This is a genomic window from Amycolatopsis thermoflava N1165, from assembly GCF_000473265.1.
In the GTDB taxonomy this organism is placed as follows: domain Bacteria; phylum Actinomycetota; class Actinomycetes; order Mycobacteriales; family Pseudonocardiaceae; genus Amycolatopsis_E; species Amycolatopsis_E thermoflava.
On the sequence record NZ_KI421511.1, the window covers coordinates 5374408 to 5394981 of the forward strand.

Below are 20574 nucleotides of genomic sequence, written 5' to 3' on the forward strand. Positions count from 1 at the left end.
GACGTCCTCCCACGTCGTCTTGTCCTGCCGGGTACGACGGCTCGTCCGGGGTGGCGCGCCACCGGCGCCGAGGCTACCCCGGCCCGCCCCGCTGGGCGCGGAACACCACGAACAGCAGCCGCAGCCCCAGCAGCGCGCTGACCACCAGCAGGTTGTAGCCGAACAGCTGGTTCAGCGTCAGCTCGGGCAGCACCCGCGGCCCACCGGTCCCGGCGAGCAGCAGCACCGCCATCAGGCCGGTCGCGGCGCCGGTCAGGGCCAGCAGCACCTCGTGCAGCATGCCGAAGACCACCGCGCGGTCACGTTCGTCGGCGAAGGTGCGGACGTTCACGGTCAGCCTGCCCTGCTCCAGCGCCGACGTCAGCCGGTCCACGCGGCGGGGCAGGCGGCGCAGCACCGGCAGCAAGGCGAGCAGCTCGTCGGTCGCCGCGCCGCGCAGGGACTCCGGCCGCAGCCGCTCCCCCACCACGGACCCGGCGAACTTCCGGGACTCGCCGAGGATGTCGAACCCCGGCGACAGCAGCGCGAGCGTGCCCTCCACCGTCGCCAGCGCGCGGAACACCGCCGCGATGGCGGGCGGGATCGACAGCCGGAACTCCGCGATGATCCGGAACAGGTCGGTGAACATGTCCACGTCCGGCGACCGCCCGTGCGACAGGTGCTTGGCCATCAGCGCGCCCAGCGCCCGCTCCAGGCGCTGCTCGTCGATCTCGTCCGGCCGGTCCACGATCTCCAGCAGCCCGTCCCGCAGCCCCTCCGGATCGCCGCGGTCGACGGCGGCGAACAGGTTCGCCAGCCCGCCGCGCAGGGACGAGTCGAGCCGGCCCACCGATCCGAAGTCGAGGAGCCCGAGATTGCCGTCGGCGAGCAGCAGGACGTTGCCAGGGTGCGGATCGGCGTGGAAGACGCCGTGCAGCAGGACCTGACGCAGCAGCGAGTCGAGCAGGCCGCGGGCCAGCACCGCGCGCCGCTCGGCCGGGATGTCGCCGATGCCCTCCCGCACCGGCACGCCGTCCAGCCGCCGCATGACCAGCACGCGCTCGCCGGACAGCTTGGCGTGCACCGCGGGCAGCGCGAGGCCCGAGCCGTTCTCCGCGGCGGCGACCGCGGTGAGGTTGCGGGCCTCGACCCGGAAGTCCAGCTCCTCGGTCAGCGCGGCGCGGAACCCCTCGGCGAGGTCGAGGACGCCGAGCGACCGGGCCCAGGCCGCGCGCAGCTGCAACGAGCGCGCGACGCGGAAGACGATGTCCAGGTCGCGCTCCACGATGCGGTCGATGCCCGGCCGACGCACCTTGACGACGACGTCCTCGCCGCTGTGCAGCCGGGCCCGGTAGACCTGGGCGATCGACGCGGCGCCGAGCGGTTCGGGGTCGAACTCGGCGAACACCTCGGCGCGCGGGCGGCCCAGCTCGGCCTCCAGCTCGCGCTCGACGTCGGCGAACGGTACCGGCGCGACGCGGTCCTGCAGCAGGCTCAGCTCGTCGACGAACACCTGCGGCAGCACGTCCGGCCGGGTCGACAGGACCTGGCCGAGCTTGACGAACGTCGCGCCGCCGTCCTCCAGCGCCCGCCGCAGCGAGCGGGCCAGGGTGGCGTGCCTGCCGGAGTCGGTGACGCGACGGCCGGTGAGGTACGGCCCGATGCCGTGCTTCACCGCGATCCGCATGATCTGCGAGTACCGGCGGGTCCGGGCGAACCGCGCGCGCAGCGACCGGAGACGGCCCAGCAGCCCGAGCCCGCCGCCGCTGGGAACCGCCATCTCGGCGAGGAACAGGAAGATCAGGGTCGCCAGGAACGCGCACCCCGCGAGCGGGATGAGGAAACCCAGGTACACGGGGTCGGAGGCGCGGGTGAGGGGCGCGATCCGGACGGCGAGGCCCCCGGCGACGGCCCACCCGGCGGCCGCGCCGAGCAGCGCCCGCAACGCCCCGATCCGTACACCGAGCACCCGGCGCGAAGCGACCACGAGCGGCCACAGCATCAGGACGTAGACGGGCACGCTGAGCAGCCCGAGTAGTGCGGTCGACAAGGTGATTTCCCCCGGTGCGCGGTCAGTGCCCCGATCGAAGCACATCGGTGTCCGTTCCGGAGGGATCGCCTGATCCGGATCCGTGACGTCCTCGCTACGCTGACCCCAGGGACGAGCGCAGGAGGCGGTGTGCGTGTGGCGCAGCAGGGGTGACGGCCCGGAACGCGAGCGGCTCGCCGAGATGGCCGGCGAGGCGTCGGCCGACGCCGCCGTGGCCATGGAGTCCCAGCTCGACGTGCCGCCGGCCCCGCCGGACCTGACCGCGGCCGCGTTCTTCGACGTCGACAACACGATGATGATGGGCGCGTCGATCTTCCACTTCGCCCGCGGTCTCGCCGCGCGCAAGTACTTCACCACCTCCGACCTGGCCGGGTTCGCGTGGCAGCAGATCAAGTTCCGGGTCGGCGGGCGCGAGTCGCACAGCGGCGTGCAGTCCAGCCGGGAGCAGGCGCTGTCGTTCGTCGCGGGCAAGACGGTCGCCGAGATGAACCAGGTCGGCGAAGAGATCTACGACGAGCTGATGGCCGACAAGATCTGGTCGGGCACGCGCGCGCTGGCCGAAATGCACCTCAACGCGGGCCAGCGGGTGTGGCTGGTGACGGCGACGCCGGTCGAACTCGCGGCGATCATCTCCCGGCGGCTCGGGCTGACCGGCGCCCTGGGCACGGTGGCGGAGCACGTGGACGGCGTCTACACCGGTCGCCTGGTGGGCGATCTGCTGCACGGCCGGGCGAAGGCGCACGCGGTGCGGGCGCTGGCCGCGCGGGAGGGCCTGAACCTGCGGCGCTGCACGGCGTACTCGGACTCGTCGAACGACATCCCGATGCTGTCCGTGTGCGGCACGGCGGTGGCGGTCAACCCGGACGCCGGCCTGCGCGAGGTGGCGCGCGCCCGTGGCTGGGAGATCCGCGACTTCCGGACCGGCCGGAAGGCCGCGAAGATCGGGGTGCCGTCGGTGCTGGGCGCGGGCGCGCTGGCCGGCGCCGTGGCAGCCGGAATGGCCTACCGCCGCCGCTGAGCCCAGCCCCCGCGCCCACCGCTGCGGTGGCTCGCCGAAGCGGGCGCGCCGGACCTACGGCCGTCGCTGCGGTCGCCGGTTTCGCGTCGACTCACCGGCTGGGATGCCGGTGACCAGGTTCGCCAGCTTCAGCACCTCGCCGACGGTACGGCCCACCACGTACCCGATCCGCTTGATCAACCCCATGCCACCAGGATGGCACGGAGCCGGTCAGTCCTTGAACGCGCTCCGCCGGTGCGCCAGCCTCCGGTACAGCGTCGTCTGGATGGACTCGCGCACCTGGTCGGTCAGCGAGAACACCAGCATCGGGTCGTCGAGGTCCTCGTCGGCGAAACCGTCGGTCCGGATGGGCTCCCCGAACTCGATGTGCCACTTCGTCGGCAACGGGATCGCGCCCAGCGGCCCGAGCAGCGGGAAGAACGGCGTCACCGGGAAGTACGGCAGCCCGAGCAGGCGGGCCAGCGGCTTCAGGTCGCCGATCTTCGGGTAGATCTCCTCGGCGCCGACGATCGAGCACGGGATGATCGGCACCCGCGTCCGCAGCGCCGCCGACACGAACCCGCCGCGCCCGAACCGCTGCAGCCGGTACCGCGCCGAGAACGGCTTGCCGATGCCCTTGTAGCCCTCCGGCCACACGCCGACCAGCTCACCGGAGCACAGCAGCCGCTCGGCGTCGGCCGTGCACGCCAGCGTCTGGCCGGTCTTGCGCGCCAGCGCCCCGAGCAGCGGCGTCTGGAACACCAGGTCCGCGCCGAGCATGCGCAGGTGCCGGTGCCCCGGCGTCTCGTCGTGCACGGCGACCGCCGTCATCACCGCGTCCAGCGGCACCGTGCCGGAGTGGTTGCACACGATGAGCGCGCCACCGTCGGCGGGCAGGTTCTCCGCGCCGTGCGTGGTCACCCGGAAGTACTTCTCGTACAGCAGCCGCAACGGCGGCAGCAGCAGGTTGTCGGTCAGCTCCGGGTCGAACCCGAACTCGTCGACGTCGTAATCACCGGTCAGCCGGTGCCGCAGGAACCCGAGGAACCTGCTCAGCGCGTCCGGTTCCGGTGCGGGCGGCTCCTCGGCCGGCGCGCTCCTCGTCGGGAACGCCACGACGGGCGCGTCGGCGGGGGTTTCCCCGGCCCGTGCCTCGACGTCGGCCGGCTTCTCGCGTCCGGGTGCGTGCAGGGGGATGACCTGGGCTTGCGCGCTGGTCGTCACTTGTCTTGCCCCGCTTTCCTCTCTTCGTTCATCGGACTGCCGCCAGCACCTTCCCGGCCGCTTCGGCCAGCTGCTCACCGTCCAGCACGGGCCGCAGACCGCGCCCGGTGACGTAGTCGTCGAAGGCCGCCTCCGTGGACCACCGCGGCCGGTAACCGAACACCTCGGCCAGCCGCGTCGTGTCGACGACCCGCCCGTAGTTCAGCAGGCGCACCTGATCCGGCGAGAAGTCCACCCTCGCGCCACGCAGCATCTTGGCCACCGTGCCCACCATGGCCAGCGGCACCGGCAGCTCGACCCGGCCCGCGCGCCGGATCGCTTGAGACAGTGTGAGTACCCCGTCGCCGCCCGCGTTGAACACGCCCGGTTTGTCTTCCAGGGTCGCCTTCTCCAGGATCGCCAGCGCGTCCGACGAATGGAGCAACTGCAGGCGGGCGTCGTAGCCGAGCACGGTCGGCACGACCGGGAGCGCGAAGTAGCGGGCCAGCACGGTGTCGACGTCCGGCCCGATGACGTTGGTGAAGCGCGTGGTGGTGATGGTGAGGTCGGGCCTACGGCGGGCCAGGCCGCGCACGTAGCCCTCCATCTCGACGGCGTCCTTGGCGTAGCCGCTCGACGAGGTCGGGATCAGCTCGGAGTCCTCGGTGAAGACGGCCGGGGAGCGGGGCCCGGAGCCGTACACCGCGGCGGTGGACTTCACGACGAGCTTGCGCACCCGGGGCGCGCGCTGGCAGGCGGCGAGCAGGCGCATCGTGCCGATGACGTTGACTTCCTTGATCGCCGTGCGGCGCGCGGGGCCTGCCGGGTGCACGGTGGTCGAGCAGTGCACGACCGTGTCGACGCCTGCGGTGTCGATGACCTTGGCGATCAGCGGGTTGCGGATGTCTGCCCGGACGAACTCGGCGTGACCGAGGCGCTGCAGGACCTTGCGGGGCGGTGGCGCGGTGTCGACGCCGATGACCCGCTCCAGGTCCGGGTTGTTGCCAAGCCGTACCAGTAGCCTGCCTCCGAGTTCGCCGCCGACCCCGGTGACCAGCACGACATTGGACGCCATGAAACCCCCTGACAAGGGTGTGGGATGTGGTGTTCGCGGCAGTGGCCGATGCTACCCCGGACCCGGGCCGGAGTCAGGAGGCCTAACACGCTATTAACCCAGGTCAGGGACTTTGGTCACTGATCGCCGGAAAAAGCGCACGGCCCGCCCAGGATCTGGACGGGCCGCGTGAAGAGGCGTTCGCGCAGGATTTACTTGCCCTGCTTGCGGCGCTGCATCCGCGTCCGGCGCAGCAGCTTGCGGTGCTTCTTCTTGGACATGCGCTTGCGGCGCTTCTTGATCACCGAGCCCACAGGTGCTCCTTCACGTTTCGTCTGCTTCACACGCTGCCCAGCGCAACGTCCAAAGAGTTGAAGCGCTACAGGCACGAGCGGCCTTTAAGGTTACCGGGCGGGCCCGCGCACCAGCGCGGGCCCCCGGCCTAGTGCGTGTTCGAAGCGGCGGAGCCGCTTGCTCCACGCTCGCAACTTGCACCGCCGCGGGTTCTGAGGTGGTTCCTCGCGAGGACAGCGCCGACGTGGTGAATTGGACATTCATGAGTCGGCGATCCCACAGCGAGGGGCCGCCTCAGGTTCCGCTACCCGCACCGCCAAGCAAGCTGCTCTCCGAACTGTTGTCAGCCCACATCGAAGTAGGCGCTCTCCAGGTATTCGTGGACTGCCTTCTCGGGCACCCGGAACGACTTGCCGACGCGAACGGCCGGTAGCTCGCCCGAGTGCACGAGCCGGTAGACGGTCATCTTGGAGACCCGCATCAGCGAGGCCACCTCGGCGACCGTCAGGAACTGGACCTGCCCGACGGCGGGCACGTCCTTGTTGTTCGACGGCATACGTCACCGTGCCCTTCGACACGTGCCGTGCCGCTCGGCTTCCCCACCGGGCGGTACCGACACGCACGTGCTTCACCCTTGAGGGTAGCGGGACACCTGGGGCCAATGCGACGCCCGGCCGGTACTTTCCCGCGAAAGAGCCCGCTCGGCGGAGCCCGTTCGGCCTAGTCAGACCCGGTGCGCGCGGTCTTATTCGTGGGCTTTGCCGAGTTCGACGGACCGGTCCCGGGCCGCTTCGATGGCCGCCAGCAGCGCGGCCCGCACGCCGTGCTTCTCCAGTTCGCGGATCGCGTTGATCGTGGTTCCCGCGGGGGACGTGACGGCCTCCCGCAGGATCACCGGGTGCTCGTCGGTCTCGGCGAGCATCTTCGCGGCGCCCACGGCCGACTGGATGATCAGCTTCTCCGCCACCGCGCGGGGCAGCCCGAGCAGGATACCAGCGTCGATCATGGCCTCGACCAGGAAGAAGAAGTACGCGGGCCCGGACCCGGACAGCGCGGTGACGGCGTCCTGCTGCGCCTCGGGCACCTCGACGACCTGGCCGACGGTGGCGAGCATCTCCTTCACCAGCGCGACGTGCTCGGGGGTGGCGTGCTTGCCGGGCGACACGGCGCTCATCGCCTCGCCGACGACCATCGGCGTGTTCGGCATGACCCGCACGACCGGCACGCCGTCCGGCAGCCGCCGCTCGTAGAGGCTGGTGGGCAGGCCCGCGCAGAGCGACACGACCAGCGAGCCCGGACCCACCAGCGGCGCCAGCTCGGCCAGCACGGGCTCGATGTCCTGCGGCTTGACGGCGACGACGAGCACGTCGGCGCGCTTGGCCGCCTCGGCGACCTCCACCCCGGCGATGCCGTAGCGCCCGGTCAGCTCGGCGGCGCGTTCCGGGTGGCGTTCGGTGAACAGCAGCTCCTCGGCACTGCGACCGCCCTGCAGCAGGCCCGCCAGCAGCGCCTCACCGATCTTCCCCGCCCCGAGAACCGCGATAACCGTCATGGCACCAGCGTGCCAAAGCCCGCTCAGGGGGCCGGTGCCAGGGTGAGCACGACGCCCGGCCCAGCCAGGCGCCCAGCGGCAGCGGCGCCGGCGCAGCCCGGGGGCACAACACGGCCCGGCCGGCGCGCCCACCCGGCAACAGCGCCGGCGCAGCCCTGGGGCGCACAACGCCGGCCCCCGGCGAGCCCGCTCAGGGGCCAAAGCCAGGATGAGCGCGACCGCCTCCACGAGCGGCGCGACCACCCGGCGCCCGTGCCGGGTAGCGCCGAGTCCGCTCAGGGGGCCGGTGCCAGGGCCAGTTGCCGCGCCTGGCAGACCAGCCGTCCGGCCGAGTCGATGACCGTGGCGTCCGAGTCGAACCACGCCTCCTGCACCGTCCGGCAGTCGACCTGCACGCGGAGCCACCCCGGCGCCGGCCGGGCGCGCACGAGTGCCGTCAGCTGGGCCGTCGGCGCCCACCCCATCCGCCCGAGGTTGAACACGACCGGCGGGTTGATGTCGCCCGCGAGCAGCGCGAAGTACGTGTCCGGCACCGAGTAGCGCGGCTTCACCCACAGCCGCAGCCGTGGGTCGCCGCTGCGGCCGGCCAGGTACCCGGCGGTCGCCGGGTCGATCCGCACGTCGCAGCCCTTCGCCAGGTTGAACACGCCCTCCGACGTCTCCCCGGCCAGGTGGATCGCCCGCGGCGGCGGTTCGACCGGCATCTGCGGCAGGTCCGCCCAGTCCGCCCGGCGCACCGGCAGCCGCCCGGTGGTGACCGTCGCCTCGACGCAGCTGCGTCCCCGCTGCTCCAGCCGCACCGCGACGACCGTCGCCCGGCGGCCGACCTTGCGGATGTCGGTCCGCAGCAGCGCCGGGCCGATCGCGGGCGGCCGGAGGAACTCGGCGCTCACGGCCAGTGGATCGGTCGAGGGCTCGCCCCGTTCGGACAGCACGGCCAGCGCCGCGCGGGCCATCAACGCGATCAGGAATCCCCCGTGCGGGTGGGTGCCGATGGACCATTCGTGTCGCAGGTCGGCCGTCAGCGTGCCGTCGCCCAGCGACCGGACCGCGCACGCAGCCTCGAAGGACGCGTTGTCCGGAACCTCTGCCGCGCTCACGAACGGCTTACCAGCGCGCGCAGGAAGAACATCAGGTTCGCGGGGCGCTCGGCGAGCCGCCGCATCAGGTAGGGGTACCAGTGCTCCCCGAACGGCACGTAGACGCGCACCGTCTCCCCCTCGCCGGCGAGGCGCCGCTGCTCGTCGGGGCGGACCCCGTACAGCATCTGGTACTCGTAGCTGCCCTGCTTGCGGCCGTACCAGCGGGCGCGCTCGGCCAGGATGGCGATCAACCGTGGGTCGTGCGTGGCGAACATGGGGTAACCGTCACCGGCCAGCAGCGAGTTCGCACAGCGGACATAACCGAGGTCGACCTCGTGTGCCCGCGTGAACGCCACCTCGTCCGGCTCGGCGTAGGCCCCCTTGCACAACCGGATCCGCGAGTCCGCCACCGCCAGCGCGCGCACGTCGTCCTCGGTGCGGCGCAGGTACGCCTGCAGCACGCCGCCCACCCACGGCCAGGTGCGGCGCAGCTCGGCGAGCACGCGCAGCGTCGCGTCCGTCGTGGTGTGGTCCTCCATGTCGAGCGTGACGGTGGTGCCGCACTGCTCGGCCGCCGCGCACACCCGGTACGCGTTGTCCAGCGCGAGCCGCTCGTCCAGCCGAAGGCCCAGCGCGGACAGCTTGACGCTCACCTCGACCCGCGCGGCCAGGCCCTCGGCGTAGAGCCGGTCCAGCAGCGCGAGGTAGGTCTGGACCGTCCGCTCCGCGTGCCCGGTCTCGGTCACGTCCTCGCCGAGGTGGTCCAGCGTCACCCACAGGCCGTCGTCCACCAGCCGGGCCACGCGCGTCACCGCGTCCGCGATGGTGTTCCCGGCGACGAACCGCTCGACCACTCCCGAGGTTCCCGGGGTTGTCGCCACGAGGTGGCGGACCACCTCGCTTCCGGCGGCGGCGAGGATCAGCGAGCGCAGCGGGTTCACAGCGGAAACTTTACGTGTTCATCTATCGGAAGCCCATGATCCGCGCCGCCCCCTGACCCAAGAAGTTGATCTTGTAATGTGCCTCACTGGCCCAGGTGGAAGCGCGCGAACAGCAGGGCCTCGGCAAGATCGCGGGCGCGGTCCGCGGCGCTCACCGCGCGCCGCGTGTTGACCTCCAGAACCACCTGACCGGTGAACGACGCCGCGACCAGCTTCTCCAGCAGCTCCGCGCACGGCTGGTTCCCACGGCCCGGGACGAGGTGCTCGTCCTTCGGGACACCCGTCCCGTCCGCGAGGTGCACGTGCGTCAGGCCGCGGCCCATCCGCTCGGCCAGCTCCATCGCGTCCATGCCCGCCGCGGCGCTGTGCGACAGGTCGAGCGTGTAGTGGCGGTACCCGACTTCCGTGGGGTCGATCGAGGGCCGGAACGCGGACACCCTGGCGTCCCGGCGGCCACCCGGCGGCCGGACCTTGAACATGTTCTCGACCGCGATCTCGACCCCGGTCTCGTCCTCCAGCTCGGCCACCAGATCGGCGAACATGTCGCCGTAGCGGCGCTGCCACCGGAACGGCGGGTGCACGACGACGGTGCGCGCGTCCAGCTCGATGGCCGCCTCGACGCTGCGCCGCAGCCGGACCGCCGGGTCCGGCGACCAGACCCGCTGCGTGATCAGCAGCGACGGCGAGTGCACGGACAGCACCGGCACCCCGGTCTGCCGCGACAGCCGCCGCAACGCCCCGACGTCCTGGCTGAGCGGGTCGACCCAGACCATCACCTCGACCCCGTCGTAACCCAGCCGCTGGGCCAGCTCGAAACCGGCGCCGGCCCGCAACGGCCAGACCGACGCGGTGGACATCCCGATCGGTACCGGCACGTTCGCGCTACCTCGACAAGAGCAACAACGCCGCGGGCGAGACGGTCACCACGAGACCGACCAGCACCGCGAGCACCGTGGTCTGGATGTCGTCCGCGCGGCGGATGCGCCGCACGATCCACACCAGCCCGACGATCACGACCAGCGCGGCGATCAGCGCGGCGGCCGGGATCTGGCCCCACAGCCAGTTGAAGCCCAGCCACACCGCCGCGCCGCCGACCACGCCACCGGCCAGCTGGCCGGCCATCGACAGCCACTGCTTGGCAGGCGACGGCTCCGCCTCCCGCTTCTTCGCGCGGGCCGGCTCGTCGGCGTCCGCCGCGGGCTCGTCGTCGTAGTCGTAGGGCTGCTCGGCGGCCTCCTCGGCGGGGCCGAAGTCGCCGAACTCGTCGACGTCGTCGTCATCGTCGGCGAACGGGTCGTGGAACCCGGTGGCCTCGAGCGCCTCGCCGGGGTCGTCCTGAGGCGGACGGCCGGGCAGATGCGGCGGCGCGTGGAACCCCGTGGGCTCGTCGGCGTCCGACGCGTCCCGCACCGGCGGCATCAGCCCGACCTCGGTCTCCTCCTCCGCCGGCGTCTCTTCGCGGCCACGGCGCCAACGCTGCAGCCCCGCGGGCGGCGCGGACAGCCCGGCGGGCGGCGCGTCCGGAGCGGGTTCCTCGGCCGGCTTGACCTCGCCGACCGGCTCGAACTGCTCGGTGCTCGGGTCCGGCGGCGGGGTGGCGCGCGCCGGGGCGCGACGCGGACGGCGCGGCGGCGGGAACGTGCCGGTGGCCCGGCCCCCGGCAGGCGGCGCGTCCGGGTCGACGGGGGCGTCGAGACCGTCCAGGCGGGCGGCCAGCCCGGTGCTGGTCTCCTCGCCCGGCGGACGGCGGCGCAGCGGCGGCGGCACGGCCTCCGCCGGCGGCACCGGCAGGGCGCCGGAGTCCTGCGGGGGCAGCGGAAGCGCCCCCGACTCCTGGGGCGGGCGGCGCACGAAACCGGAGTCCTGCGGGTGCGGTCGCCGCAGCGGCATCGAGTCCTGCGGCGGGGGCGGCAGCGCGCCGGTGTTCGGGCGCGCGAACCCGCCCGAGTCCTGCTGACCGCGGCGCGGCGGGGCGCCGGGGCCGGGCGGCTCCGGGGTGACCGGCCGCGGCAGGGCGGCCGAGCTCTGCTGACCAGGGGGAACGGGCTGGCCGGGGGCGACGGGCGGCTCGGGCGTCACCGGCCGCGGCAGGGCCGCGGAACTCTGTTGTCCGGGCGGCACGGGCTGCCCGGGGTTGTCCGGCAGGACCGGTCGCGGCATCGCCGCCGAACTCTGCTGGCCGGGCGGTACGGGCGGTACGGGAGGACCGGCGTGACCGGGCGGAACCTGCTGCCCGGGCGGTACCGACGGCCCCGGCGGCGGGCCCGGTTCGGGACGGCGGAACCCACCCGAGTCCTGTCGGCCGGGCGAGTCGGGCATGGCACGACGGCCGCCGTTGCGCCCGGGCGGCGCGCCGTTGGGCCCCGCGCCGTTGGCGCGGACCCGGTCGATGATCGCCTGCGGGCCGGTCTCCGTCGGGTCCTGGGCGCGGCGCGGGCCCTCGTTCTCCTCCGGCGCGTCGTCGTCGGCCGCGCGCCGGCGGCGCCGCCTGCCCTCGATGTTGCCGCCGTGCAGGGCGAGCAACTCGGCGACGGTCTTCTGCGAGCGGTCTTCTCGGCTCTCTCGGCTCATCGTGTCATCCCAAACAGCGCGTAGGGCCACAAGACGCGGGCTCGTGTACTGCACACGCCCACCACCGCCTTACGCATCCTTCCGCCTTTCACCGTGCCTGATCGAGCTCACCGAGGTCCAGCCGGTTGCTGTCACCGGTGGTTCTGCCGCGGCGAACAGTCGCCTCGTCACCGTTGGAGTGATCAAGTCGCCGCAGGATGACGCCCTCTCGCAGCGCCCAGGGACAGATCTCCAGTTCTTCCAGCGACAGCGCCCGCATCGCGGCCTGCGCCACCAGCGCCCCACCTGCGAGCTGGTGCGCGCGGCTCGCGCTGACCCCTTCCAGCTCGGCGAGGTCGGCCGCCTCCATCCGGGAGATGAACGCGATGAGCTGCCGCAGTGCGGTCTGGGACAGGGTACGGCGTACCCGCGGACCGGCTGCGGAGGGAGCCGCCCCGGTCAGCCTGGCCAGGGACCGGAAGGTCTTCGAGGTGGCCACCACGCGGTCCGGCAGGCCGAGCTTGGCGACCCGTTTCGCCAGCGGCGCCAGCTGGTCCTCCAGCCACGCCGACGTCGAGACCAGCTCGGACCGGGTCGGCGGGTCGTGGGCGAACCGGGTGCGGGTGATGCGGCCCGCGCCGAGCGGCAGCGACTCCGCGAGCGCCGGCTCCTCGTCGATCCCCATCGCGACTTCCAGCGAACCGCCCCCGATGTCGAGCACCAGCAACTGACCGGCCGACCAGCCGAACCACCGGCGCACCGCGAGGAAAGTCAACCGCGCTTCGTCAACACCGGACAGCACGGTCAGCTCGACACCGGTCTCGTCCGCGACCTTCCGCAGCACGTCGGAGCTGTTGTCCGCCTCGCGCACCGCCGACGTGGCGAACGCCATCAGCTCCTCGCACCCGAGCCTCGCCGCGGCGGCCTTCGCGTTCTCGATGGCCTCGACCAGCGCCTGCGCGCCCTGCTTGGAGAGGTGGTTGTTCTTGGTGATCTGCTCGGCCAGCCGCAGCACGGTCTTCTCGGAGTGCATCGGCGTCGGGTGCGCGCCGCGGTGCGCGTCCACCACGAGCAGGTGGACGGTGTTGGAACCGACGTCGAGGACCCCTAGGCGCACAAAGCCCTACGGTACCGGTCCCCACCGTGTGCGGCCGCAAAGTGCCGGATAGGCCACCTCTGCTTGCTCAGGACTCGAACTTGTACCCGAGCCCGCGGACGGTGACCAGGTGCCGCGGCGAGCCCGGGTCCGGTTCGATCTTCGACCGCAGGCGCTTGACGTGGACGTCCAGCGTCTTGGTGTCGCCGACGTAGTCCGCACCCCACACCCGGTCGATCAGCTGCCCGCGGGTGAGCACCCGGCCGACGTTGCGCAGCAGGTATTCGAGCAGGTCGAACTCCTTGAGCGGCAGCGACACCTCGCCGCCGTCGACGGTGACCACGTGCCGTTCCACGTCCATCCGCACCGGGCCTGCCGCGAGCACCAGCGGCGCCAGCTCGCCGTCCCCGCCGGTCTCGCCGCCACGGCGGAGCACCGCGCGGATGCGGGCGATCAGCTCGCGCGCCGAGTACGGCTTGGTCACGTAGTCGTCGGCGCCCAGCTCCAGGCCCACGACCTTGTCGATCTCGCTGTCCCGGGCGGTCACCATGATCACCGGGACCGCCGAGCGCTGCCGCAGCTGCTTGCACACGTCGGTGCCGCTCATGCCGGGCAGCATCAGGTCGAGCAGGACGATGTCGGCGCCGTTGCGGTCGAACTCGTCCAGGGCCTGCTGGCCGTTGGTGGCGACGGCGGCCGTGAACCCCTCCTTGCGCAGCAGGAAGGCCAACGGGTCGGCGAAGGACTCCTCGTCCTCGACGATGAGCACTCTCGTCACTACTTTCCTCCCTGGTTCCGGCCGTCCTTGGCCGCGGTCACGACGAGCCGCGACAGCTGCGCGGGGGTCTGTCCGTCCGGTGCCGCGGGGGTTCCGTCCCCGTTGCGCCCGGACTGGTGCATCGGGATCCGCAGCGTGAACGTCGATCCCGTGCCCGGCATGCTCCACAGCTTGACCTCGCCGCCGTGGTTGGCGGCGACGTGCTTGACGATGGCCAGCCCGAGGCCGGTGCCACCGGTGGCGCGCGAGCGCGCCTTGTCCGCGCGGTAGAAGCGTTCGAAGACGCGCTGCTGGTCCTCCTCGGCGATGCCGATGCCGCGGTCGGTGACCGCGATCTCGACCATGCCGCCGGACAGGCGCCTGCTGATCGACACCGGGCTGCCCTGCGGCGAGTAGTTCACGGCGTTGTCGAGCAGGTTCGACAACGCCGTGACCAGCAGCGTCCGGTCCCCTTCGACGAGCAGGCCGCTCGGCTCGTCGGTGGTGATCTCGATTTCGCGGGACTCCGCGGACAGGCGGGTGCGGCCCAGCGCCTCCCGCACGACGGCGTCCACCTCGACCACGTTCAGGTCGGGCAGCCGCTCGGCGCCCTGCAGCCGGGACAGCGCGATGAGCTCGCTGACGAGCGTGCCCAGCCGGGTCGACTCGTGCAGGATCTTGCCGCCGAAGCGGCGCACCTCCTCGACGTCGTCCGCCGCGTCCAGCACCGCCTCGGCGAGCAGCGCGATCGCGCCGACCGGGGTCTTCAGCTCGTGGCTGACGTTCGCGACGAAGTCCCGCCGGACGGCCTCCAGCCGGGCGGCCTCGGAGTGGTCCACCGCCTCGACGACGGTGAACCCCTCGCCGAGCGGGCGGATCTCGGCGACCACGGCCTCCGGCTGGCGGCCGCGGGCCTCCAGCGGCGACAGGTCGATCTCCATCGGGTCGCCGGTCTCCTCGACCTGCTCGGCCGCGACCCGCGCGCGCGGGTCGGCGCGATTGGCCTGGACCAGTCCGAGCGCCTCGGCGCGGCGGTTGAACAGCACCAGGTCGCCGAAGCGGTTCAGCACCAGAATCCCGTTGTTCGACGAGCGCACCAGCCTGAGCAGCAGTTCCGCCACCGTGGGGCCCGCCGGCCGCCGCTGGGCCCGCCTGCGCCTGAGCCGCGGAACGAGGAAACCCGCGATCAGGCCGACCAGCAGACAGCCGACGGCCAGCAGGACCGCACCGGGTGCACTCACGGGTGAATCGTAAGCATGGAGGTGGCCGTTTGGCCTAGTCCTGGCTGCCTTCTCGTGATGGCTGTGACACCTTCACAACGCGTGTTCGCAACCGGTTCAACCTGCGTTTACTCACCTCGTCCCGGCTCGTGACCATTCACCCCGTCGAGCCGCGCGAGTTCCTCTTCGGACAGCCGCAGCGACGCCGCCGCGATGTTCTCCTCGAGGTGCTCGACGCTGCCCGTGCCCGGGATGGCGAGCACGTTCGGCCCCTGGTGGAGGGTCCAGGCGAGCCGGACCTGCGCCGGGCTGACACCGTGGTCCCGCGCGATCGCGCTGACGGTCTCGTCTTCCGCGCCGCTGGCGATGGCGAAGAACGGGACGAACGCCACCTTCTGGTCGGCGCACAGGCGGACGAAGTCGTCGTCCTCGCGCCGGACGGTGAGGCCGTACTGGTTCTGCACGCACACCACCGGCGCGATGGCCTGCGCCTCGGCTAGGTGCTCCGGGCCGACGTTGGAGATGCCCAGGTGCCGGATCAGACCCTCCTGCCGCAGTTCGGCGAGCGCGCCGAACCGGTCGGCGAGCGAGCCGGCGCCGCGGTCCAGGGTGCTGCCGATGCGCAGGTTGACGACGTCGAGGTGGTCCCGGCCGAGCTGCCGGATGTTCTCCTCCACCTGCAGCCGCAGCTGCTCCGGGGTCGCCTCCGGCAGGAACGAGCCGTCGAGCGCGCGGCCCGGCCCGACCTTGGTGGTGATCACCAGGTCGTCCGGGTAGGGGTTGAGCGCGGTGCTGATCAGCTCGTTGGCCGAACGCAGCGGGGAGAAGTAGAAGGCGGCGGTGTCGATGTGGTTGACGCCCAGTTCGACGGCCCGGCGCAGGACGGCGATGGCCTGGTCACGGTCGAGCCGGCCGTCGCCGGAGATGGCCAGCCGCATGGCGCCGTAGCCCATGCGGTTCACGGTGAGGTCGCCGAGCTGCCAGGTGCCTGCCGCACCGGCGTTGATCGTTTCGGTCATGGCTCCAGGTTGGTCCGGCGCTCGCGGACGCGCCGCAGCTTGGCAACTTGCTGCCACACTGGTCGTCATGGACGTGCTGGTGCGCGGTGAGGCCGAGTTGTTCGCGCGGACGGCCCACCTGTTCTCCTCGGCGCGGGAGATCTTCTGCGCCGCGAACGACCTGCACACGTGGGCGACGGCGCACCAGGTGCCGCACAGCCGGCAGCGGGACATGGCCGGCCGGACCGTGCGGAAGCTGTACCGGCCCGCGTCGCTGCTGCAGCCGGGCGGGGTGGCGCACCTGCGCGAGCGGGAGCGGCTGGGCGCGCGGATCCGGATCACGCTGGACGAGATCAACGAGACGATCGTGCTGGACCGGAAGGTGGCGATCCTGGCGGGCGACGCGGCGAGCGGCGAGCGCGGCTACACGGTCGTCACCAGCCCCGAGGTGATCGGCAGCGTGACGAGCCTGTTCAACGCCGCCTGGCGGGCAGGCACCGAGCTGGCGATCTACGAGACGGAGTTCGCCGAGGTCAGGGCGCTGGCGCCGCGGATACTCGACGAGCTGGCCGCGGGCAGCAAGGACGAGGCGGCCGCGCGGGCGCTGGGGCTGAGCGTGCGCACCTACCGGCGGCGGGTGGCGGAGCTGATGGACGCGCTGGGCGCGACGTCCCGTTTCCAGGCGGGGGTGCGGGCCCGGCAGCTAGGACTGGTCTAGCGCGTCGAGGTGGGTCCGGAGCGCCGACAGCGCCGCCGCGGGCGACCACAGGTCCGGGTGCAGGACCCCGTTCAGGCTCAGGCCGTCGATCAGCGCCGTGAGCCGCCGCACCTCGGTGTCCGGATCGTCGAGGTCCAGCGCGGCGAGGACGCGCCGGACCAGCGCCCGCGTCCCGGCCGCCGCCTCACGCGCCAGGTCCGCCAGCCGCTCGTCGGTGCGTGACGCCACCGCGAACTCGAGGAACACCGTCACCTCGGCCCGCCGGACGTCGTCGAGCGGCAGCAGTTCGGCCAGCAGTTCGGTCCGCGCCGCGCGGCGCTCGGCCGGGGACAGCCCGCCGACGTCGCCGAGCGCTTCGACCTTCTCGGTCAGCCGGGCGGACACGCGGTCGATGACGGTCCGCATGGCGAAGCGCATCAGCTCGGCCTGGCCGTCGAAGTAGTGCCGGACGGAGCCGACGTTCAGGCCGGCCTCGGCCGCCACCGTCCGCAGCGACACCCGGTGCAGCCCCTCGCGCACGGCCAGCCGGAACAGCGCGTCGGCCACCTCCGCCCGCCTGCTCTCCGGATCCACGATCTTCGGCACCTGGCCTTTGTATCACAGCTGTGCTAACTTCTATTTATCACAGTTGGGATATAAAGGAGGCGTTGCTGTGGAAACCCTGCTCACCGTGCTGCTGGTCCGGTTCGCGCTGATCGCGGCGGTGGTCGTGGCGCTCGCGCTCGTCGTCCTCGCGGTCGTACTCGTGCTGCACCGGCGGGGCAAGGGCGATCAGGCACGCCGGGTGGCGCGCACGGCGGCCGAGTTCGCTCAGCGTCGGATCGGGCGCTGAACGCGAAAACGCCGGCTCCCCCAGGGGAGCCGGCGTTTCGGCGGACTGGCGTCAGCGGCCCTGGTTGGCGACCGCGGCGGCGGCCTCGGCCGCGGCCTCCGGGTCGAGGTAGGTGCCGCCCGGGTTGGCCGGCTTCAGGTTTTCGTCCAGGTCGTAGCGCAGCGGGATGCCGGTCGGGATGTTGAGGCCGGCGATGGCGTCGTCGGAAATCCCGTCCAGGTGCTTGACCAGGGCGCGCAGCGAGTTGCCGTGCGCGGCGACCAGCACCGTCTTGCCCGCGCGCAGGTCCGGCACGATGGCCGAGTCCCAGTACGGCAGCAGCCGCGCGACGACGTCCTTCAGGCACTCCGTCAGCGGCGCGTCCGGGCCGTAGCGGACGTCGGTGTCCTGGCTGAACTCGCTGCCGCGCTCGATCGGCGGCGGCGGCACGTCGTAGGAACGGCGCCAGAGCATGAACTGCTCCTCGCCGAACTCGTCCCGGACCTGCTTCTTGTTCTTGCCCTGGAGCGCGCCGTAGTGCCGCTCGTTGAGCCGCCAGTCGCGGCGCACCGGGATCCAGTGCCGGTCGGCGACGTCGAGCGCGATGTTGGCGGTCGAGATCGCCCGGCGCAGCAGCGACGTGTGGACGACGTCGGGCAGCAGACCGCCCTCCGCGAGCAGCTCACCGCCCTTGCGGGCCTCCTGCTGCCCGAGCTCGGACAGGGGCACGTCGACCCAGCCGGTGAACAGGTTCTCGGCGTTCCAGGTGCTCTGCCCGTGGCGGAGCAGCACCAGCGTCCCAAGTTCGGCCATACCCGCTAGCCTGCCAGAACACGGCGAGCGACCGGATGACGCCCAGAGCTTTCTACAGACAGTGTGTTACCACTCGGTAGAGGTTCGCCCGACTGCACTTTGACCGATTGAGCACCGGTCATGAAAGTGACACTTGCTGCATACCGTTAACACAGACAGTGAGAATCACTCGAACGGAGTAACCAGTAGTCTTGTGATTACTGGTGGACATCTGACAAGTTGGCTTACGTCCCGCTCGGCTGGAATTCCACGCACTCCCCAGCCGGACGCGGGGTACGACCGCAGCCTGTCTCCCCCCTGCCGGGCTGCGGCCCCGCCGGCCCCGTTGGCACTCCCCCTCGCCACCGGGTCCAGAAGCGGCGGGAGCGTTCGCGGGGCGGCTTGAGTTCGCGACTCCCCCTCCCTCAAGCCGCTCCGCCCGCTTCTCCGGTGTGCTCGCTGCGCTCGCCACCGGGCGGGCGTTCGCACATCGCATTTGGGGGGCGACCCCCCAAACCCCCACGGTGCGAGCTTCTTGCGTTGGCGGGCGCTGGGCGCGATGGGCTTGGACCAGCGCCGGTGGTTTGTCAGTCGCTGGTGAGGGTGCCGGGGTCGTGGGGGGTGTCGGGCTCTATCAGGTGTTTGAAGGCTTGTAGGTTTGCCAGGCTTTCGCCGCGGCTGACGCGCCAGTCCCACTCGCGTTTGATGGACGTGGCGAAGCCCAACTCCAGGATCGTGTTGAAGTCGCCGTCCGCGGCTTCCAGCACCTGGCCAAGGATCTTGTCCAGCTCCTGCTCGGTCACCGCGTCCTTGCCGAAGCGGCCCACCAGGTAGATGTCGCCGAGAGCGTCCACGGTGTAGTGGACGCCGTAGAGCTTTGCGTTGCGGCGCAACAGGAAGCGGTAGACCTGCTCGTGGTTTTCGTCGGGGCGGCGGCAGACGAACGCCTCCACCGCGAAGGCGTGTTCGCGCTCGATCAGCCAGACGTTGGTCTGCAGCTTCTTCGTGCCGGGGAGGGTGACGAAGTACTTGCCATCGTCCTTGCGGTCGTACTTCAGGTCCGCCTGGTCCAGCGTTGTCCGGACGACCTTGTCGAGCGTCATACCGCGATCTCCTCGTGCAGCGCGGCGAGCGTCCGCGAAGCCGCCGCGTAGGTCTCCAGCAGGGCGTCCGTGGTGCGCGCCCACGAGAACCGCCGCGCGTGCACCAGCGCGTTCTCCGCCAGCTCCGCCCGCCGGTCCGGCCGCAACGCCACACTGGCCAGCGCCCCGGCCCAGTCCCGCGCCGCGTGCGACGGCACCAGCAGCCCGGACACGCCGTGCGCGACCGCCACCGGCAGCCCGCCGACCTCGGCCGCCACCACGGGCGTCCCGCAGGCCTGCGCCTCCAGCGCGACCAGGCCGAACGACTCGTTGTAGCTCGGCACCGCCACCACGTCCGCGGCGCGGTACACCTCCGCCAGCCGCTCACCCGGCTGCGGCGGCAGGAACCGCACCACGTCCTGGATACCCAGCGAAACGGCGAGCTCACGCAGGGCCTGCGGCTGCTCCAGCCCGGTGCCCGACGGACCACCCACGACCAGCACGATCAGCCGCTCCCGCAGCTCCGGCTGCCGCTGGAGCAGGTGCGCGGCCGCGTGCAGCAGCACGTCCGGCGCCTTCAACGGCTGGATCCGGCCGGCGAACGCCAGCACCACGGCATCGCGCGGCAACCCGAGCCGCCGCCGGGCGCCCGCCTGCGACCCGGGCACGAAGCGGTTCAGATCCACCCCGGGCGCGACCGTGTGCACCCGCTCCGGGGCCGCGCCGTAGAGGTCCACCAGCTGCCGCGCCTCCACCGGCGTGTTCGCCACCAGGCGGTCGGACTCGGCGACCACCTGCTCCTCCCCGATGACCCGGGTGCGCGGCTCGGGCTTGTCACCCTCGGCGAGCGCGGCGTTCTTGACCTTCGCCAGCGTGTGCGCGGTGTGCACCAGCGGCACGCCCCACCGGTCCCGCGCGAGCCACCCGACCTGGCCGGACAGCCAGTAGTGCGAGTGGATCAGGTCGTAGTAGCCGGGCTCGTGGAAGGCCTCCGCGCGCAGCACGCCCGAGGTGAACGCGCACAGCTGGGCGGGCAGCTCGTCGCGGCCCAGCGGTTCGAACGGGCCTGCCGGGATGTGCCGCACCAGCACGCCGGGAGCCAGCTCGGCGACCGGGGGCTGCTCGGACGAGGTCGCGCGCGTGAACACCTCGACGGCGATCCCGCGCCGCGCCATCTCGACCGCGGTGTGCGTGATGTAGACGTTCATCCCACCGGCGTCACCGGTGCCGGGCTGCTCCAGGGGTGACGTGTGCACCGACAGCACCGCGACCCTGCGCGGCCAAATCGTCTGCGTCCGTCGTGATCCGCGCAGCGAGATCGTCACCTGGTTCAACTCCCGTGTCAGTCTCTTTCCGCATCAGGGCGGAGCCCGTGAACGACAACGCCCACGGGCACCC

The 20574-nt window shown here is 72.1% G+C and carries 22 protein-coding genes and 1 riboswitch; of the genes, 3 read left to right on the forward strand and 19 right to left on the reverse strand.

Annotated elements, in window-relative coordinates; all coding sequences use genetic code 11:
- Positions 1-8: 8 nt before the first annotated feature.
- A riboswitch (guanidine-III (ykkC-III) riboswitch) is annotated at positions 9-74 on the reverse strand.
- Positions 74-2074, reverse strand: a complete 2001-nt coding sequence (locus AMYTH_RS0126370) for an ABC1 kinase family protein (RefSeq protein WP_051363104.1) — start codon at positions 2072-2074, stop codon at positions 74-76. It overlaps the preceding riboswitch by 1 nt.
- A 136-nt stretch (positions 2075-2210) precedes the next feature.
- Between AMYTH_RS0126370 and AMYTH_RS0126375 the strand changes: the two genes are divergently transcribed.
- Complete coding sequence (locus tag AMYTH_RS0126375; RefSeq protein ID WP_223843283.1) at positions 2211-3047, forward strand: HAD family hydrolase; 837 nt, start codon at positions 2211-2213, stop codon at positions 3045-3047.
- 54 nt (positions 3048-3101) lie between these two features.
- On the opposite strand, the gene AMYTH_RS50955 is transcribed toward AMYTH_RS0126375, so the two are convergent.
- From AMYTH_RS50955 to AMYTH_RS0126445, 14 genes are all read right to left on the reverse strand, one after another.
- Positions 3102-3233, reverse strand: coding sequence for a hypothetical protein (locus tag AMYTH_RS50955; RefSeq protein WP_267283903.1), 132 nt, complete (start codon positions 3231-3233; stop codon positions 3102-3104).
- Positions 3234-3257: 24 nt separating this feature from the next.
- Positions 3258-4250, reverse strand: coding sequence for a lysophospholipid acyltransferase family protein (locus tag AMYTH_RS0126385; protein WP_027932784.1), 993 nt, complete (start codon positions 4248-4250; stop codon positions 3258-3260).
- A gap of 28 nt (positions 4251-4278) precedes the next feature.
- A complete protein-coding gene (locus tag AMYTH_RS0126390) occupies positions 4279-5304 on the reverse strand; it encodes an NAD-dependent epimerase/dehydratase family protein (protein ID WP_027932785.1) in 1026 nt (341 codons plus the stop codon).
- 191 nt (positions 5305-5495) lie between these two features.
- Positions 5496-5597 carry a 30S ribosomal protein bS22 gene (locus AMYTH_RS48125; RefSeq protein ID WP_017986394.1) on the reverse strand — a complete coding sequence of 34 codons (102 nt, stop codon included), beginning with the start codon at positions 5595-5597 and terminating at the stop codon, positions 5496-5498.
- Between the two features lie 323 nt (positions 5598-5920).
- Positions 5921-6133 (reverse strand): helix-turn-helix domain-containing protein, encoded by a 213-nt coding sequence (locus AMYTH_RS0126400; RefSeq protein WP_017986393.1) that lies wholly within the window; start codon positions 6131-6133, stop codon positions 5921-5923.
- 189 nt (positions 6134-6322) lie between these two features.
- Positions 6323-7129 (reverse strand): pyrroline-5-carboxylate reductase, encoded by an 807-nt coding sequence (gene proC, locus AMYTH_RS0126405; RefSeq protein ID WP_027932786.1) that lies wholly within the window; start codon positions 7127-7129, stop codon positions 6323-6325.
- 275 nt (positions 7130-7404) lie between these two features.
- On the reverse strand, positions 7405-8229 hold the full coding sequence (locus tag AMYTH_RS0126410; protein ID WP_027932787.1) for a thioesterase family protein: 825 nt from the start codon (positions 8227-8229) through the stop codon (positions 7405-7407).
- A complete protein-coding gene (locus AMYTH_RS0126415; protein ID WP_027932788.1) occupies positions 8226-9152 on the reverse strand; it encodes a proline dehydrogenase family protein in 927 nt (308 codons plus the stop codon). The genes AMYTH_RS0126410 and AMYTH_RS0126415 overlap by 4 nt, the downstream gene beginning before the upstream one ends.
- An 83-nt stretch (positions 9153-9235) precedes the next feature.
- Positions 9236-10009 (reverse strand): sugar phosphate isomerase/epimerase family protein, encoded by a 774-nt coding sequence (locus AMYTH_RS0126420; protein ID WP_027932789.1) that lies wholly within the window; start codon positions 10007-10009, stop codon positions 9236-9238.
- A gap of 25 nt (positions 10010-10034) precedes the next feature.
- Positions 10035-11723 carry a hypothetical protein gene (locus AMYTH_RS0126425; RefSeq protein ID WP_027932790.1) on the reverse strand — a complete coding sequence of 563 codons (1689 nt, stop codon included), beginning with the start codon at positions 11721-11723 and terminating at the stop codon, positions 10035-10037.
- An 88-nt stretch (positions 11724-11811) separates the two neighbouring features.
- The gene (locus tag AMYTH_RS0126430; protein ID WP_027932791.1) at positions 11812-12819 is read right to left on the reverse strand and encodes a Ppx/GppA family phosphatase; all 1008 of its coding nucleotides are present in this window, start codon (positions 12817-12819) and stop codon (positions 11812-11814) included.
- A 67-nt stretch (positions 12820-12886) separates the two neighbouring features.
- Complete coding sequence (locus AMYTH_RS0126435; protein ID WP_026153724.1) at positions 12887-13576, reverse strand: response regulator transcription factor; 690 nt, start codon at positions 13574-13576, stop codon at positions 12887-12889.
- A complete protein-coding gene (locus AMYTH_RS0126440; RefSeq protein ID WP_027932792.1) occupies positions 13576-14796 on the reverse strand; it encodes a sensor histidine kinase in 1221 nt (406 codons plus the stop codon). The genes AMYTH_RS0126435 and AMYTH_RS0126440 overlap by 1 nt, the downstream gene beginning before the upstream one ends.
- A gap of 107 nt (positions 14797-14903) precedes the next feature.
- Positions 14904-15794 carry an oxidoreductase gene (locus AMYTH_RS0126445; protein ID WP_027932793.1) on the reverse strand — a complete coding sequence of 297 codons (891 nt, stop codon included), beginning with the start codon at positions 15792-15794 and terminating at the stop codon, positions 14904-14906.
- 67 nt (positions 15795-15861) lie between these two features.
- Between AMYTH_RS0126445 and AMYTH_RS0126450 the strand changes: the two genes are divergently transcribed.
- Positions 15862-16491, forward strand: coding sequence for a helix-turn-helix transcriptional regulator (locus AMYTH_RS0126450; protein WP_027932794.1), 630 nt, complete (start codon positions 15862-15864; stop codon positions 16489-16491).
- Here AMYTH_RS0126450 and AMYTH_RS0126455 read toward each other — a convergent pair.
- Positions 16477-17076, reverse strand: coding sequence for a TetR/AcrR family transcriptional regulator (locus tag AMYTH_RS0126455; protein ID WP_027932795.1), 600 nt, complete (start codon positions 17074-17076; stop codon positions 16477-16479). The two genes, AMYTH_RS0126450 and AMYTH_RS0126455, sit on opposite strands and share 15 nt — an antisense overlap.
- Positions 17077-17143: 67 nt before the next feature.
- Here AMYTH_RS0126455 and AMYTH_RS0126460 point away from each other — a divergent pair, with 67 nt between their 5' ends.
- A complete protein-coding gene (locus AMYTH_RS0126460) occupies positions 17144-17323 on the forward strand; it encodes a hypothetical protein (RefSeq protein WP_027932796.1) in 180 nt (59 codons plus the stop codon).
- A gap of 51 nt (positions 17324-17374) precedes the next feature.
- Here the strand turns inward: AMYTH_RS0126460 and AMYTH_RS0126465 are convergent, their stop codons facing one another.
- The 3 genes from AMYTH_RS0126465 to mshA all read right to left on the reverse strand — a co-directional run bounded on the left by AMYTH_RS0126465 (position 17375) and on the right by mshA (position 20489).
- A complete protein-coding gene (locus AMYTH_RS0126465) occupies positions 17375-18115 on the reverse strand; it encodes a phosphoglyceromutase (protein ID WP_027932797.1) in 741 nt (246 codons plus the stop codon).
- A gap of 566 nt (positions 18116-18681) precedes the next feature.
- Positions 18682-19197, reverse strand: a complete 516-nt coding sequence (locus tag AMYTH_RS0126470; protein ID WP_027932798.1) for a type III secretion system chaperone family protein — start codon at positions 19195-19197, stop codon at positions 18682-18684.
- A complete protein-coding gene (gene mshA / locus AMYTH_RS0126475; protein ID WP_208722538.1) occupies positions 19194-20489 on the reverse strand; it encodes a D-inositol-3-phosphate glycosyltransferase in 1296 nt (431 codons plus the stop codon). The genes AMYTH_RS0126470 and mshA overlap by 4 nt, the downstream gene beginning before the upstream one ends.
- Positions 20490-20574 lie beyond the last annotated feature (85 nt).